The following is a 15,638-nucleotide window of genomic DNA, read 5'->3' on the forward strand; positions in this document are numbered from 1 at the left end:
TGTCCGGGGCATAGGCGCGACCATCATGATCACGAGCGTAACCGAGCAGGCTGCCGTCTTCACTTCCGCTGGACCACGGTGCTGATCGCCGCCTTCAGACGCTCGCGCATCTGCTTGCCGACTCCGCTCGAGGGTGAAGTGACGGCGACGCGGTCACCGGGACGCAGGGGTTGCGGGAATCGGATCGTCATAGCCGGAGTCTGGCACGGAGGCTTCGCGAACTGCCGTCCCATTTCTCATGGTTGGATCGCGGCATGAAGCCGAACGTCGACAAGCCAACTCCCGTCAGCGCACACGAAGTCCGTATCCCCGCTCCCGGTGGCGGCCGGTTGTGGGCAGAGCGCTGTGGCACCGGCAGCCCAGTCGTTCTGCTGCATGGCGCCGGTATGGACTCGCGTTTGTGGGACGCCATCGTTCCGGCGCTGAGCGGCCACCACGACGTCATCCGCTTCGACGCGCGCGGCCTGGGACGGTCCAGTCAGCCGGAGCAGTTGTTCAGCGACACCGAGGACCTGCGGGCCGTCCTGGACCACTTCGGCCTGCACCGCGCCGCGTTGGTCGGCCTGAGCATGGGCGGGGAGACGTCGCTGGACTTCGCCCTCGCCTACCCCGAGCGCGTCGCGGCGCTGGCCCTGGTGGGAACCTCGGTCAGCGGCCACGTCTGGCCGCAGGACACGGAGACAACGGCCTATGCCGAGGCCCGCCGCCTGGGAGACGCGACGGCATTGGCTCAGCTGGAACTGTCGATCTGGGCATCCATGGGGCGCTCGGCTCCCGGAGGAGCGCTCATCGAGGCGATGGTGGAACAGAACGCGGCACGACGGATCACCAGCGAACGGCACTTCGCCCACACCCCGGACCGCGATGCCGAGTCACGGCTCGGGCACATCACCGCGCCCACGCTGGTCATCCACGGCGGCCGCGACCACCCGGAGATCGAGGTGATTGCCAACCGGCTCATCGCCGACATACCCAGTGCTTACGGCCATGTCGTTCCGGATGCCGACCACTACCTGCCGCTGCGCACCCCCGAGCGCCTCACGGAGCTGCTGCTGGCGCACCTTCCCTGACCACGACGGGCGCCGAGGTGTCGCTTCCCCCAGTACGCAGGGAAAACCGCTCGCAGTGCCTCGCGATCACTGGCTAACGTCGCCGGGCGTGAACACCATGATCCGTTCAAGCGTGAGACAGCGACTGGCCTGGCTGCCCTTCCCTGGAAGGGAGGTCAGGTGACGTCCGCAGTAGCCACCGGCGACCGGCCCACCTATCTGCAACTGCTCGAGCCGCCCGGTGTGGTGAAGCTGTTCGCCGGCTCGCTCATCGGGCGCATTGCGTTCGGCATGATGCCGGTCGGGGTGGTGCTCTTCATCCAGCAGGCGACTTCGTCGTTCTCGGTCGCCGGACTCACGATGGGGGCGTACTCCGTCGCGAATGTCCTGTCGGGGCCTCTGCGTTCATGGATTTCGGTGCGCTGGGGCCATAGCGCGTCGCTGCTGTTCCTGTCGCTGATCAGTGGCACGGCGGTGCTGTTGCTCGTGCCGGCGGGGCGCGGCGGGAGCGCTACGTGGCTGCTCGTGGCGCTGACGGCGGTCATCGGCTGCAGCGTGCCGCCGTTCGGCGCGCTGATGCGGGTGGGCTGGTCGAGGAAGCTGCCCGAGGGGTGGGTGTCGAGGGCATTCGGTCTGGATTCGGTGGTCGAGGAGACGACGCTCGTCGTCGGCCCACTGCTCGCGGCGGGGGCCGTCGCGCTGTCCGGACCGGGTCTCGCGGTGGTCCTGAGCGGTTTGGTCTGTCTGCTGGGCGGCGTGCTGATGTCCGCGGCTGCGGAGAAGGGGCGGCTGGTCTCGGGCGACGAGGAAGGGACGGCCGACGACGTCGGCATCCTGGCTGTCGCGCGGCGTATCCGGTGGGTCATGGTGGCGTTCGTCGGTATGGGCTTCACCCTGGGGGCGATCGAGGTCATCATTCCCGCGTTCGCGTCCGACACCGGTCATTCATCGCTCTCCGGAGGGCTGTTCGCGACTCTGGCGCTGGGCAGCGCGTTCGCGGCGCTGTTCTACGGGCGCCGGGACTGGCGGACGAGCGCGTCGGTGCGGTTGGTCGCCCTGGGGTTTCTGCTGGCGGCCAGTACGGCATTGATGGCCCTCCCGGGCACGCTGGGGCCCGCGATACCTGTGCTGATCCTGTTCGGCATCGCCATGGGCCCCGCCGTCATGACGACGTACCTGCTGGCGGACACCCTGGCCGATGGCGCCGCCGCCAAGACGCATGCGGCGATTCTCATCGGCGTGGCGTGCAACAGCGGGGCAGGTGCGGGTGCCGCCCTCTCGGGCGTGATGATTGCCGGCCTTGGTTCGGGCGGGGCGTTCCTGATCTCGGGAGCCGTCACTGCGGTGGCGACGGGCATCGGGTTCGCGGTGTACCTGCGGGACCGCCGGCCCGTCGCGGTGGTGCGGGAATCCCCCGCACGGCAGGACGTGGCTCGGTCGTCGGTGTGAGGCGGCCGCGGCGGGGCACCTCGCGGGCCGGGATGTATATCTGTGGTTGTTCAGCCGAGCGGAATGCGGGCGTGTGGTTCCCACTCGTACATCCGGCGGTCTCGATGCAGCCTGATCAACTCCACGTGCGTGACGTGGGCGGTGGCGGGCCCAGCGTCCACTGCAGAGAGTGCTTCGTACGCTGGGGCTGCGGGACCGGCGGCGTTGCTGTAGGCGATGGATACGTGCGGTGTGAAACCGTGCTCGGCTTCCGGGACGTGGCCCCGCACGTCGTGAATGGCAGCACGCAGAGCATGGCGTACGGCGTTGGGCGGCTCGCCAGGCGACGCTTCCCAGCGAATCGCTTCGGGGGTCACTTCGGGGCGGTGCAGCTCCAGATCGAAGGTGGGCGTATGGGCGAGGCGGAAGGCAACGGCGTCGACAATGGCTCGGGCATCTTCGGGTGATACCTCGTCAACGAATCCCAGGCCTTGAGTGGTCAAGTGCAGCCATTGGTCCGGGACCAGGGTCAAGCCGGGTACGTGCGCCAGCCCGCTACGGTAGGCCGCTGCGAGTTCGTGGAGTGCTGATGACCGTTCGAACGTGAAGTGGAAGGTGTAGAAGCGGCGTCCCTCTCGCCAGCCTGGGCGCCACCACCAATGGTCTGCCATCCGGTCGTTGTGTTTTGGGTTCGTGGCCATAGGGCTGTCCCATCAGCCTGCGCTGATTGCCGGTGAGAGCGCGACATGTCGAGATGCGGGGTCCAGACACCACGCCTCGATTTCTCCTTGCAGCGTGGCAGACGTGGTGCTTGTCGACATCGGGGACTTGGCGACAGCGTTGGCGAATTCGCGAAGGCGCCGGATCACCGGCGCGAGCCGCCGTGCGGGTGGCAAGGCGAGAACGGGTGCCAATGCCTGGGCAGCGCCTTCGAGTTCGCGCAGCTCCAGGTGCGCCGTGGCGAGCGAAATGTGTACCTGCGCAGTGGTGCCATATGCATGAGGAGAGGGATCTGCCAGTGCCTCGACGGCTTCGCTCCTGGCCAGAGCAGGCGCGTTGGCGCGCAGGTGAATATCGATGGCGTAGTTGAGCCGTCGGAACTCTGGACACGAGAACAGCCCGGCGATGTCGTCATGACCGGTTAGGGAGTCGCGAGCACGGAGAGACCTCTCCAATGCCACCTGCGCCTCGCGGGTTGCCCCCAGCTGAGACCAGGCATCGGCTTCCTGGCAGGCCAGCAGTACGCCGACGGTCCCTGCCGCAGACTGACTTGTTCCATGATGGGCGTGGGCGATGGCATCACGCAGGCGACCGTCCCAGAAAGCAACCTTGGATCGTGTCGACAGGGTCCATGCCTTCAGCTCGGTGTGCCCAGTGACTTCTGCACACAGCCATGCGGTACGGCCCTGGGTATCTGCTTCTCGCAGGAGGCCCAGATCAGAGGACATCCATGCCAGTAGTCCACACAGGAAGCCTGCTACGACGTAGAGATCACCGGACTGCCGTGGAAGTTGATGGCCCTCGAGCAGGCTGAATACGCGGTCGCGGAGACGGCAGGTGCGGGTGAAGACGGTGATGGGCTCACGGGTGAGGTAGTCAGCAGCAAGTGTCCTGGTGTCGTCCAGTAGTTGTTCGAGAGCGATGTCACCCACGTTCGATGTCTCTGCCCACTGTGCCCACGTTGCAGACTCCTCTGCCGCAGTGCGGACAAATTCGCTGTCGGCTGGCGTCGGCTCGTGTCGCGCGGGCTCGGAACGAGGAAGCAGATCCGGTGAGGCGTCGGAGGGGGTGAAGGTTCGCAGCAAACGCAGTTCGGCAGGCGGCATTGCGCAACGATCTTCGAAATCAAGCAGGTCCTCAACGCGGCATGCGTATACACCGGCAAGCAGGGCCAGCACCCCCAAAGTCGGCCGTCTGCCTGATGGGCTCGGCCACTTTTCCCACTTGCCCAGGAGCGAAGCGTCGGCTGCGACGGCCTCCTCGGGGCGCTGACCACTGAGGTCGTTGACCTTGTCGGCAGCCTCTTGCAAGGTGAATCCGTGCGCATGACGCCATGCTTCACGTGGCCTTATCCGAAATCGGGTGCGCATTTCTGTGGCAACCTCGGCAAGACCGCAGCCGCAGGCTGTCATCTGGTGCCGGATCTGGTCCCGTTCGCTCTTCGAGCCGGGCTTGGGGTGTGAGGCCATGAGCGCTCCCTGCTGGTGACCGTCTCCCACGGTAGAGGACTGGTAGGCCCGATGCGGCCCAGTGCCCGGAAGACGGCCGTCGCCCTGTCCAATCTCTGCTGTCGGTGCTGGTGTTGTAGCAGGCCACGCCCCTTGGAACCCGTCCGTACATCTTGGTCTTCGCTGCCCGCGACACCCGTTTCCCTGCCTGGGAGGGTGATGGCAGACGGGGCCGTTGGAGTCCTGCTGTGGTCGCTACCGACGCTCGGGACAGGGGGGCACCTTTGTGACGTACGCACAGCGCAGCAGTGCATTCGATGCAGGGTCGGAATGGATCGCGCACCACTCGCACCGGTCGGTGTCTGTTCGTCAGGATTGGCAGAACGGACGGCTCGCAGCTGTTGCCAGCACACGCTGGGCCGTTGTTGAGTCTGATCTATTGCGCTCCATTGATGTCATACATGAGCTTCGGCGCGCTGGGCCGGTAGGGCCAGTTCTCGCGGCACCGTTCGAGCGGTTGGCATGGTGGCTCGTTCCGCCCGACTGCGCAGCGTAATTGGCTGCCGCTCCCGCATTGACCGTCCAGCCATTCGGTTCTCAATTGCTTTGCCCGCCTACTGGATGTGAGCTGGATGGGCGGTGCTGGATTGAGGAGCCCGACGGCACCGGCAGGCTTACGCAGGCGACAGCGCTTGGCGCTTGTTTTGGGCGCATGCGCTGATGTTCACTGCTGATTCGAATCTCATGAATGGAGTTCAAGTGAACCAGTTCAGCCCTTTGCTCACTCCCTGGTACGGTGCGGTGCAATGGCTCCTTTCTCAGGAATCGGACTGCTCGGCAATCCGGCAGAGGTGGAGGTGTGGCGAGCCTGCGATGCTCCGGTTGGGGTCCCACTTCGAGGCGGTACGTCTACCAGCCGGTGTTGTTCGCCGGGTTGTTGGCACCGGCAGTCGTGAGACATTGGAGAGGGTATTCGCTGACTTCGGTATCGACAGTTCCGTGATCGTCGATTCGATCGGTTCTTGGTTCTATGTACTTGTGCCGTCTGGCACTGCTCGGGTGTGGAACGTACGAGAGATCATGTGCCTCGGTGACAATTGCTATCTGGGAGTTCCTGCTCCGTATCGCTCCGAACCGCCAGGTAGTTATTGGATTCTGTCGCCACCCGAGGGGGGTAATTCTCTTTGTGGTCCGGAGAACCTACAGAAATTGATCGATGCCGGGGCGGGAGGTTGCGAAACTGAGGGACTGTCCCGGATCGGCAGCAGTCGCACAGGCGGTTTAATTTCGTGAAGGTAATGCGGTCAACTGGTCCAGCACGGGCTGAAGTTCACGCTTCACCAGGCGGCGCATGGTGATGGGGCTCGGCACTCGTTTCGTCGTGGTATCGAACCGGATGAAAGTCGCCTGCGAGTTCGGGCGGAAGGCGACCATGCCCTTGAGGGTGAAGTCCCAACGCAGCCGCTCTCGGCCGCCGTTCAGCAGCACCTCCCAGCGTGGTCGTTGCGGGCGCGCCGGCGGAGGGAAGTCCGGTAAGTCGGGCATCGGTGGCCACAGACCTGTGGCCGGAGTTCCCCACTCGGTACGTGACCGTCGTTTGTGCTCCTCGGCAGCTGCCTCGCGGAAGCGGTGATAGACGGCGGGTTCGCAGTAGATGAGCAGCACCAAGCGCTCGAGTGGCAGGGTGCGCAGCGCCTCGGTGAACTCCCACACCGTCCCTGGGCCGGGGCCTGCTGCCAGCATCACCACGTGCGCGCCTCCGATCAGCCCGCTCACGGTGTCCTGCCAGTTGTCGAGCGGCAGATACGCGCGCGCCGCTCCGGGCAGCGGAAGATGTTCCCCAGGCCTGCCGATCGCGACGACCCGGCCGAACTGCCCGAAGCGCCGGACCAGGGCCTCTTCGTGTGTCAGCCCGGAGACGAAGAAGATGTTCTCGTCGGTTGTTCCGCCGCCTTGGAGTTCGGTGGGCAGGGAGGCCATGTCCGGATCGTTGGAGAACGGCCGTAGATACAGTACATAGCGCGTTCCGGTGAGTTCGTCGAACGAGCCGATGATGTCGGCGGTGTGCTGCTTGCCGTGCACCACACGGCGGCGGCCACGTGCGAAGACGTACACGCCTATTGGTACGGCCGCCAGGCTTACCAGTATTCGCACCCACCAGAAGACTTGTGTGAAGCCATCCAGTAGCTGCTCGCCCCTGAAGCAGGATCTGAGAAGAAGAGCGCCCCCAAGGCCAATCACGGTCCCCGCCACCCGAAGCGCCCATCCGGTGGCGATCAACGAGCGGCCCCTGTCCGCTCGTTGTGCATAGCGTGGCGACAGTACTCGCATCAACCACGGGTCCACCGTCCGGCCGGACTGCCGCGGTCGTTCGGCGGATTGGGGAGAGGCGGGCGCCCACGTCGAGCCGGTCGGTGTGGTTGTTCCGGGCGGCACTTGCGCCGGCGGCGATGGCTGTCCCAGCGGCGGTGGCACGGCTCGGGGCGTCTGCTGCCAGGTTGGCAGATTCTGCTTGTCGGATCTGGTCCGCCAGTAATGGTCCCCCACAGTGACTCCCCCAGTCGCTTCCGTTCGCTTCCGTGAGTCCTCCCTCTTTGGGAAGATACGGCACCAGCGGGGGCGCTCCCAGGCACTGAGCTCCGGCGCGCACAACCCGTACAACACCCGGGATAAATGGGGGAGATGAGTCCGGATGGCGGAGGCAAGGGGTGTACTGCTGCCGGCTTACGTGCTGGCCGACGAGTCGCAGTCGATGGGTCCCTACCAAGAGGACCTGTCCGACGGCCTGATCTCGTTGTGCGAAGGGCTGCGGGCGGAGCCGATGATCGCAGCCAAGCTGCGCCTGGCAGTGCTGGGCTTCTCGGACGATGTGGAAGTTCGTCTCGCGATCGCCGACATGCGCACCGAGACCAGCCTGCCTCAGGTGGTCATTCGGGGCACCACCAATTACGGGGCGGTGTTCGACGATCTCCTGAACAGGATCCCGTCCGATGTGCAGTGGTTGCGCGGCGAGGGGTACAAGGTCCACCGGCCTGTGGTGTTCTTTCTCAGCGACGGACAGCCCACCGACGCCAGCCGCTGGCGACGGCCCCACGCCGAGCTGACCGACAAGACCCGGATGTCGGCCGCTCCGAACATCATCGCCTGTGGAATCGGTGACGCCCAAGCCGGCACGATGCTCGAGGTGGCGACACAACCGGAGTTCGCCTTCGTTGCCAAGGCCGGTACTGACATCGGCCGGGCAGTCTCCGAGTTCTTCCGTGCCCTCACCGCGAGCCTGGTTGCCTCGGGACAGGCGCTGCAATCGGCCAGCCCACAGCTGGTGGTGAACAAGCCGAACCAGTTCACTATGGCGATAGACGAGGTCAGTTAGTGAATCCGGTGAGCGGGGACGGTTCCACCGGGGTGCCGGTCACGCCGCCACCTGTCGATCCTGCGCCCTGGCGCCGGATCACGGTGGATGAACCTGGTCACGAGTTCGAGGCGCGGGCCCCGGGCCAGTATGCTTTCGACTTCCCTGACACCGAATGCGACGGCTGGTCAACTGCCGCCCTGACGCTGCGCTTTGCCTCGGTGCGTGGTGCCGGGCACCGCTTCTACCAGCAGCCGCGCCAGGATGCCTCACGCGCTGCGGTGCATGAGTCCAGCGGCAGCATCGCGTTCGCCGTCGCGGATGGCGTCTCCAGCGCCGCCAGCTCCGAGCTTGGCGCCGTCGAGGCGTGCCGGGCCGCCCTGGAACGGATGCTTCACCTGCTGTCCCAGGACCGGAATCCGCTGGACTTCCGGGATGTGGCCCACCACGCCGCCGAACGGCTGCGAGAGCTCGCACGGTGGCGTCTGAGCGGGAGGACGCCCGAGCAGTCGGAGGTGGCGGGTATGTATGCGACGACGCTCGTGGCAGGCGTGGTTCGCCCTGTCTCCGATGGCCCCGTCATCGAGCTCTGTCGTATCGGAGACTCCGGCGCCTGGTTGCTGGACTTGCCAACTGGCTCGTATCGGCCGCTGTTTGCCCCGAAGACGGCTTCGGATGCCCTGCTGGTGTCCAACGAGGTTGCGCCGCTGCCTCGCGTGCCCGAGCCGCTGGAACGGAGCAGCGCGAGACTGGCCTCCCGGCAAGCGCTGTTGGTCGGCACCGATGGCTTCGGAGACCCTCTCGGCGACGGAGACGGCCAAGTGGGCTCGCTGTTCGCCCGCCATCTTGCTAAGCCGCCGCCTCCATTGTGGCTTGCGCACCTGCTGGACTTCTCCCGGGCGACCTTCGACGACGACCGGTCCCTGCTGGTGGTCTGGCCACGCACCATGGCAGAGTCGCAATGAAGCCCAAGCGCCTACCCGCGGTCGACTACAGCACGCTCGCCCTGGGAAGCCAACTCGGCCAAGGCGGCCAGGGCACGGTCCACCAGGTGACCAACAAGAAGATCAACCAGACGGACGGCGGCGGCTGGGATGTGGTCTACAAGGAGTACGGCGCCGCCGTGTTGCCCCACCTCGACGCCGCCGCACTGGCGTCGAGCGTGGACCTGCTCGGCGAGCTGAGCGCCGCTGAAGGCCGGTGGCTGTGCGAGAAGACCGCCTGGCCCGCGGCTGTGGTCGAACGCCATGGCCAGGCCTGCGGGTTCCTCATGCGCGCCGTGCCGGACCGTTTCCAGTTCGCCTTCCAGAACCTGAACGGCACAGCTGCGGGAGCACTGCGACTCGCGAACCTGGAGTTTCTGCTCAATGACGACGCCTACACCGCCGGGATCGGTCTGACCATCAACGACCGGGACCGGCTCGCCCTCCTGACCGACCTGGCTGCCACGCTTGCCCGGCTCCACCGCATCGGGATCGCGGTCGGAGATCTCTCTCCGAAGAACCTGCTGTTCGCCACCGCACCGCAGCCCGAGTGCTTCCTCATCGACTGCGATGCCATGCGGCTGCGGGGCGCCACCGCGCTGCCACAGGCCGAGACGCCCGACTGGCAGGTGCCCGCAGGTGAGGAAAAGGCGACCTGGGCCAGTGACGTGTACAAGCTCGGGTTACTTGCCGTCCGGCTCTTCGCCCGCGATCAGACCACCACCGATCCCACGGCCCTGGCCGCGATCCACCCGTCACTCGCCAATCTTGCCCGCATCAGTCTCGACCCGGATCCGGTCCGGAGGCCAGGACCTGTCGTATGGGCCGAGCAACTCGCGGCGATCGGGGCCACAGTGGCACCCAGCACGCCAAGGACCCGACGGCCCACGTCTCCTGGGCCCGGTCCAGGGCGCCCGCCTGGGAGCGGGCCTGCAGCGAGAGGAACCCGCTCGGGCAGGACGGTGTCCGCCGGCCTGGCCGCCGGTACCGCCGGCGTCATCGGTGCGGCACTTCTCGGGGTGATACTCGTTCTCTCCCACCACCCGTCCGATCCCCGTCCGCAACCTGCCTATTCCTCCCACCAGTTGCCGCTCAACGACGGCATGCCGGATCCTGCTACGCACTCCAGCAGAGCACGCCCGTCACCGACTGAAGAAGACGAGCCGGCTTCGGCTTCGGCATCGGCGTCGCCTGACGTCATGGAGGAGGCCGAAATCGGCTCCTGCTTCCACGATACGGGAGGGAGCCGCCACGCCCACCTGACTCCGGCCGACTGCACGCCCGGGGCATTCAAGGTGGTGAGCATCTCCAGACACACCACTGACCTTGACAGCTGCCACAGCGTCACCGACAGCGACGAGAGCGTGTCGTCGTCGAAACACAACCTCGTGCTGTGTTTGAGCTATCTGAGCCTCGGGGGCAGCGCCTATCACGCCCGCCAAGGGGACTGTGTCTACGGTCCGAACGGCACTGGGCCCTGGAGCACCCAGTCCTGCAAGACGGGGAACTTCAAGGTCCTGGCGGCCTACCGGGGTTCCACCGACCACTCGAAGTGTGACTCCTGGCCGCACTACAACGAATGGAAGGAGGTCTCGGGCCCCGGCGACCCCGGTTCGGACGTCCTGCTGTGCATGTCGATGAACTACCCCGACGACAGCGGCTACGCCAAGGTCCGGGAATGCCTTCGCAAGTCTGGCAACACGTTCACCAATGTCGGCTCCTGCGATGCTTCGAACGTCGTTGTCACCGGGCGTAGCAACACCTATGAAGGCCCTTCGTTCTGCCGTAACGACGGCTGGACGGCATGGGAACCCCCGGAATACCCGAAACTCGGCTACACCGTGTGCTGGCGGTGGTTGTAGGCCCAGTGAGCAGTTCGCACTCCGGCAGTTCAGCCGGTCACGAGATCCTGCCGGTGCCTGCGGCGTGCAGGCGCTGGATGGCTGCGATTACCTGGCCGGCTCCGTCCTCCTCGGCAATGCGCTGGGCGAGCTGACGGGCGCGAGCTCGGTAGCCGGGGTCCTCGGTGGTGCGGCGGATCGCGGCGGCGAGCCGCTCGGCCGTCAGCCGGCGGAAGGGGATCGGGCCGGGGCTGACGCCCAGTGCGGTCAGCCGCTTTGCCCAGAACGGCTGGTCGAGCTGGACCGGCACCGGGACAGCCGGCACCCCGGCCCGCAGCCCGGCTGCGGTCGTTCCCGCGCCTGCGGCGTGGACGAGCACGGACATGTGCGGGAACAGCCAGTCGTGCGGCACCTCGTCGATGGTCAGCATGTCGTCCCCGTGCACACGTAGTTTGCTCCACCCGGCCTGGACGACGCCGCGCATGCCCACAGACCGCAGTGCTCTCATGACGATGTCGGCCAGCGGTTCGGGATCGGCTACGACGCTGCCGAACCCGATGAACACCGGGGGAGGGCCTGCCTGGAGAAAGTCGGCTAGGTGCGCATCCGGGCGCCAGCCGACTGGGCGCGCGGGCCACAGGTATCCGGCCACCTGTGCCGATGCCGGCCAGTCCGCAGGGCGCCGCAGCACCGTCGGGCTGAACGCGTGCTGGATCGGCCAGTCGCTGTTCTCCAGACGCAGAGAACTGCTGCGCACGTGCTTGGACAGGCCGAGCAGGGCTCGCAGCTCGCGGTCGCTGGAGGCGTACATGCGGTCGGTGGCTGTCAGCACCGCCTGTGTCGATGCCCGGTTGCCCCACCGGCCCAGCGAGCGGCCACCGCTGACCAGCGCAGAGGCGAACTCCCCCGTCGGGGACCAGGGCTGGAGGTACACGCCCATGCTCGGGACTCGCAGCGCTTGGGCTGCCAGATGCCCCGGCCGCGACACCGAGTTGGACAGCAGCACCACATCCGCGCCCTGCTCCACGGCAGCGAGCACACCGCGGCCCAGCTCCGGGACGGACTCCCGCGCCATCCTTGTCAGACGGGCCAGTGCTCGCAGCCCGGTACCCGCCCGCGCCAGCCGTTGCCCTTCGGCGGAGGCCAGCTCGGCACGCGGGTCCACGGGGAGCGAACGGAAGTCCAGACCACGGCTGCGCACAGTCGTCTCGAACCCCGCGTGGGTGGCCAGGGCCACCTCATGGCCGGATTCCTGTAATCGCACACCCAGCCCCGTATAGGGCATGACGTCTCCGGCCGACCCCGCTGTCACCATCAAGACCCGCATGACGGAAAGCCTCTCTATTCGTGGGCCTGCTGCCAGGCGCCGGACGTGAAGGCATCCTCCCCGATCTCCTTGCGGATTGATGCGAGTTCGCGCGCGGCGAGGGAGTGGGCCAGGTCGGCCGTTACTTGGACGTCCTCGCGGAGACGGTGCGGCCGGGCGGGACGGGCTTGATGCCGACTCGTTCCTGGATCCAACCGTCGTCGGCCGCGCGGGAGATGCCGACGTGGAAGGCATTGGCCATCTTGCGGTAACCGCTGTCGTTGGGGTGCAGGTCGTCACGGAGGCCGCGGGTGGTGACCTTACTCATGTCGACGAATCCGATGCGGAGGCCCCTGTTCCGGCGCTCTTCGACCAGTCGTGGAATAGCAGCGTTGTATTTTTCGATCCGCTTCTGGGTACCTGCGTCCGTGGAGGGAACCAAGGAGGCGACCAGTACGGTCATGTCGGGGGCAGTCGCCGTTATCTTGTCGATCAGCTCGCCGAGACGGTCGGGGGCGTGGTCCGCCCGGTAGTCGTCGTGCATGTCGTTGGTGCCTATGTGCACCAGCACCACATTGGGCTTTGCCGCTATGAGCCACTTGTCGATACCGCTGATCAGGCCGCCGATCTTCCAGCCGTAGTGGCCTTCGTTGGCGGGATCGGGCAGCTCGCCGCTCCGCTGTGAACCGACGAAGTGCAGACTGCCGGTGTGCGGGGTCAGCTGGTCCCACAGTTCGGCACGGTAGCTGGACCCGGTTGAGCTGCCGGTGCCGTAGGTGATTGAGTCGCCGAGGGGCATGACCGTGAGCCGTGGCGCTTTCCAGTCGGACGTGTTGGGACCGGGCGCGCCGACGGACGGCGTAGCGGCGGTCAGCAGACTGGCCGCCAGGACTGCGGTCAGTGCGCGTGCTGCCCACGACCACGCTGCGACTCTGCCACGTATACGAGATTTCGGGATCAAGGAAGTCGTTCTCCGTTGGACGTGCCCAAGGGCAGCCAGGGGCGAGCCCTGTGACGTCATTCCGTCACAGGGCTCGGCCATCGTTCACAAGCTGAAGTTGTCGTTCTCCCAGGTGCTCGTCAGTCCAGCAATTCGTACCCCGGCAGGGTGAGGAACTCCGCGTAATCCTCGTCGAGCGCGACCTTCAGCAGCAAGTCGTGGGCCTGCTGCCAGGCGCCGGATGCGAAGGCGTCCTCCCCGATCTCCTCGCGGATTGAGGCGAGTTCGTTCGCGGCGAGGGAGCGGACGAGGGCGGAGGTGGTTTTTTCGCCGGTGTCGAGGACGACTCCGGCGTGGACCCATTGCCAGATCTGGGAGCGGGAGATCTCCGCTGTGGCGGCGTCCTCCATGAGGTTGAAGATGGCTACGGCGCCCAGGCCCCGGAGCCAGGCCTCGATGTAGCGGAGGCCTACCTGGATGGCGTTGAGGAGGCCGGCGTGGGTCGGTTTGGCGTCGAGGGAGTCGGTGGCGAGGAGGTCTTGGGGTGTGACGGCGACGTCTTCGCGGAGGCGGTGTTTCTGGTGCGGGTTGTTGCCCAGGACGACGTCGAAGGAGGCGCGGGCGACGGGGACGAGGTCGGGGTGGGCGACCCAGGAGCCGTCGAAGCCGTCGTGGGCCTCGCGGTCCTTGTCGGCGCGGACCTTGTCGAGGGCGAGGGCGTTGGCCTCGGGGTCCTTGCGGGAGGGGATGAAGGCGGCCATGCCGCCGATGGCGTGGGCGCCGCGCTTGTGGCAGGTGCGGACGAGGAGTTCGGTGTAGGCGCGCATGAACGGGGCGGTCATCGTGACCGAGTTGCGGTCGGGGAGGATGAAACGCTCGCCCGAGGAACGGAAGTTCTTGATGAGGGAGAAGAGGTAGTCCCAGCGGCCTGCGTTGAGGCCGGATGCGTGGTCGCGGAGTTCGTAGAGGATTTCGTCCATCTCGAAGGCGGCGGTGATGGTCTCGATGAGGACCGTGGCGCGGACGGTGCCCTGCGGGAGGCCGAGGTGGTCCTGGGCGAAGACGAACACGTCGTTCCAGAGCCGGGCTTCGAGGTGCGACTCGGTCTTGGGGAGGTAGAAGAACGGGCCCTTGCCCTGCTCGGCGAGGGGGCGGGCGTTGTGGAAGAAGTACAGGCCGAAGTCGACGAGCGCGCCGGGGACGGGACGGCCGTCGACGGTGAGGTGGCGCTCGTCCAGGTGCCAGCCGCGCGGGCGGACGACTACGGTGGCGAGATCTTCGGCCGGGCGCAGGGCGTACGACTTGCCCTCGGGGGTGGTGAAGTCGATGCGGCGTTCGCGGGCGTCGAGGAGATTGAGCTGGCCGTTGACTACGTTTTCCCAGGTGGGGGAGGAGGCGTCCTCGAAGTCGGCCAGCCAGACGCGGGCGCCGGAATTGAGCGCGTTGACCGTCATCTTGCGGTCGGTGGGGCCGGTGATCTCGACGCGCCGGTCCTCGAGCGCGGCGGGGGCGGGGGCGACGCGCCAGGTGGGGTCGGCGCGGATATGGGCGGTCTCGGGGAGGAAGTCCAGCGTGCCGGTGCGGGCGATCTCGGCACGTCGTGCGGCACGGCGGGCCAGCAGTTCGTCGCGGCGCGGGGTGAAGTGGCGGTGCAGGGCGGCGAGGAAGTCGAGGGCGGGGGCGGTGAGGAGCTCCTCTTGGCGCTCGACGTGCATGGGCTTCACCTGATTTCTTCCAGGATGCCCGGGATTTCAGTCCCGGGAGGAATGGGTCCTTGGCGCGGAGCCGCGAAGGGGCGGAGTTCTCTTCGGGTATGCCGGTACCTCGACTTGATTCCTCAAGTCCGGTCCTACTAGCGTGTGTTGCGTGAAGATTGTTGCGCAGGTGAAGCTGATGCCTGTGTCCGCGCATGACGTGGACGTGTTGGCGGCGACCCTGCGTGCCTGCAACCGGGCTGCGAACGTGGCCTCCGAGGTGGCGTTCGAGAAGGACCTCAAACGCCGGAACGTGCTGCAGGATGCCGTCTACCACCGTCTCAAGGCCGACTTCGACCTCGGCGCGCAGGCGGCGGTCCGCACGGTCAAGAAGGTGTGCGACGCCTACGCGACGCTGAAGGCGAACATCAAGGCCGGGAACCTCGGCCCCGAGGGTTCGAAGCGGCGCATCCGGGCGGAGTCGAAGCCGATCGTGTTCCGAGAAGGTGCAGCGCAGCCGTACGACGACCGGATCCTGACCTGGAACCTCGACCGGTGCACGGTGTCGGTCTGGACGGTGGCCGGTCGGCTCAAGCATGTCCCGTTCGTCTGCTCGCCCGAAGCCCTGGAACTGCTGCGTTCGCGCAAGGGGGAGTCGGACCTGGTGATGCGTGACGGGATGTTCTTCCTGATCGCCACCATCGACCTGCCCGAGCCGCAGTTGTCCGAGCCTGAGGGGTTCCTCGGGGTGGATCTCGGGGTCGTCAACATCGCCACCACATCCGACGGTGAGATTCTCGCCGGGCGCCGCCTGAACCGGTACCGGCGGCGCCACCGTGAGCTTCGGCGGAAGTTGCAGAAGAAGCGCACCAAGTCC

At 66.6% G+C, this 15,638-nt stretch carries 13 protein-coding genes; 6 read left to right on the forward strand and 7 right to left on the reverse strand.

The window, feature by feature from the left end; genetic code table 11:
- Positions 1-59: 59 nt before the first annotated feature.
- On the reverse strand, positions 60-191 hold the full coding sequence (locus ACV530_RS25045; protein WP_494334888.1) for a hypothetical protein: 132 nt from the start codon (positions 189-191) through the stop codon (positions 60-62).
- Positions 192-254: 63 nt separating this feature from the next.
- Here ACV530_RS25045 and ACV530_RS25050 point away from each other — a divergent pair, with 63 nt between their 5' ends.
- Positions 255-1,070 carry an alpha/beta fold hydrolase gene (locus ACV530_RS25050; protein ID WP_494334889.1) on the forward strand — a complete coding sequence of 272 codons (816 nt, stop codon included), beginning with the start codon at positions 255-257 and terminating at the stop codon, positions 1,068-1,070.
- Between the two features lie 159 nt (positions 1,071-1,229).
- Entirely contained in the window at positions 1,230-2,498 is a 1,269-nt protein-coding gene (locus tag ACV530_RS25055; RefSeq protein WP_494334890.1) for an MFS transporter, read from the forward strand.
- A 50-nt stretch (positions 2,499-2,548) separates the two neighbouring features.
- On the opposite strand, the gene ACV530_RS25060 is transcribed toward ACV530_RS25055, so the two are convergent.
- The 3 genes from ACV530_RS25060 to ACV530_RS25070 all read right to left on the reverse strand — a co-directional run bounded on the left by ACV530_RS25060 (position 2,549) and on the right by ACV530_RS25070 (position 6,925).
- Positions 2,549-3,178, reverse strand: coding sequence for a 2'-5' RNA ligase family protein (locus ACV530_RS25060; RefSeq protein ID WP_494334891.1), 630 nt, complete (start codon positions 3,176-3,178; stop codon positions 2,549-2,551).
- Positions 3,179-3,190: 12 nt separating this feature from the next.
- Complete coding sequence (locus ACV530_RS25065) at positions 3,191-4,666, reverse strand: NsdA family TPR-like regulatory protein (protein ID WP_494334892.1); 1,476 nt, start codon at positions 4,664-4,666, stop codon at positions 3,191-3,193.
- 1,260 nt (positions 4,667-5,926) lie between these two features.
- The gene (locus ACV530_RS25070) at positions 5,927-6,925 is read right to left on the reverse strand and encodes a hypothetical protein (RefSeq protein WP_494334893.1); all 999 of its coding nucleotides are present in this window, start codon (positions 6,923-6,925) and stop codon (positions 5,927-5,929) included.
- Between the two features lie 412 nt (positions 6,926-7,337).
- On the opposite strand from ACV530_RS25070, the gene ACV530_RS25075 reads away from it, so the two are divergent.
- The 3 genes from ACV530_RS25075 to ACV530_RS25085 are packed head-to-tail and all read left to right on the forward strand — an operon-like array spanning position 7,338 to position 10,842.
- Positions 7,338-8,018 (forward strand): vWA domain-containing protein, encoded by a 681-nt coding sequence (locus ACV530_RS25075; protein WP_494334894.1) that lies wholly within the window; start codon positions 7,338-7,340, stop codon positions 8,016-8,018.
- On the forward strand, positions 8,018-8,962 hold the full coding sequence (locus ACV530_RS25080) for a protein phosphatase 2C domain-containing protein (RefSeq protein ID WP_494334895.1): 945 nt from the start codon (positions 8,018-8,020) through the stop codon (positions 8,960-8,962). Before ACV530_RS25075 ends, ACV530_RS25080 begins: the two co-directional genes overlap by 1 nt.
- Positions 8,959-10,842, forward strand: a complete 1,884-nt coding sequence (locus ACV530_RS25085) for an LppU/SCO3897 family protein (RefSeq protein WP_494334896.1) — start codon at positions 8,959-8,961, stop codon at positions 10,840-10,842. The genes ACV530_RS25080 and ACV530_RS25085 overlap by 4 nt, the downstream gene beginning before the upstream one ends.
- A gap of 37 nt (positions 10,843-10,879) precedes the next feature.
- Here ACV530_RS25085 and ACV530_RS25090 read toward each other — a convergent pair whose 3' ends face one another.
- The 3 genes from ACV530_RS25090 to aceB form a co-directional block, all read right to left on the reverse strand.
- Positions 10,880-12,148 carry a glycosyltransferase gene (locus ACV530_RS25090; protein ID WP_494334897.1) on the reverse strand — a complete coding sequence of 423 codons (1,269 nt, stop codon included), beginning with the start codon at positions 12,146-12,148 and terminating at the stop codon, positions 10,880-10,882.
- Positions 12,149-12,269: 121 nt separating this feature from the next.
- Positions 12,270-12,926 (reverse strand): SGNH/GDSL hydrolase family protein, encoded by a 657-nt coding sequence (locus tag ACV530_RS25095; protein ID WP_494334898.1) that lies wholly within the window; start codon positions 12,924-12,926, stop codon positions 12,270-12,272.
- Between the two features lie 281 nt (positions 12,927-13,207).
- Positions 13,208-14,782, reverse strand: a complete 1,575-nt coding sequence (aceB, locus tag ACV530_RS25100; protein ID WP_494334899.1) for a malate synthase A — start codon at positions 14,780-14,782, stop codon at positions 13,208-13,210.
- Between the two features lie 151 nt (positions 14,783-14,933).
- Between aceB and ACV530_RS25105 the strand changes: the two genes are divergently transcribed.
- Positions 14,934-15,638: nuclease/transposase family protein (locus ACV530_RS25105; protein WP_494334900.1), on the forward strand; the 705-nt coding region annotated here is incomplete at its 3' end.

Source organism: Streptomyces sp. SX-6, assembly GCF_059089585.1.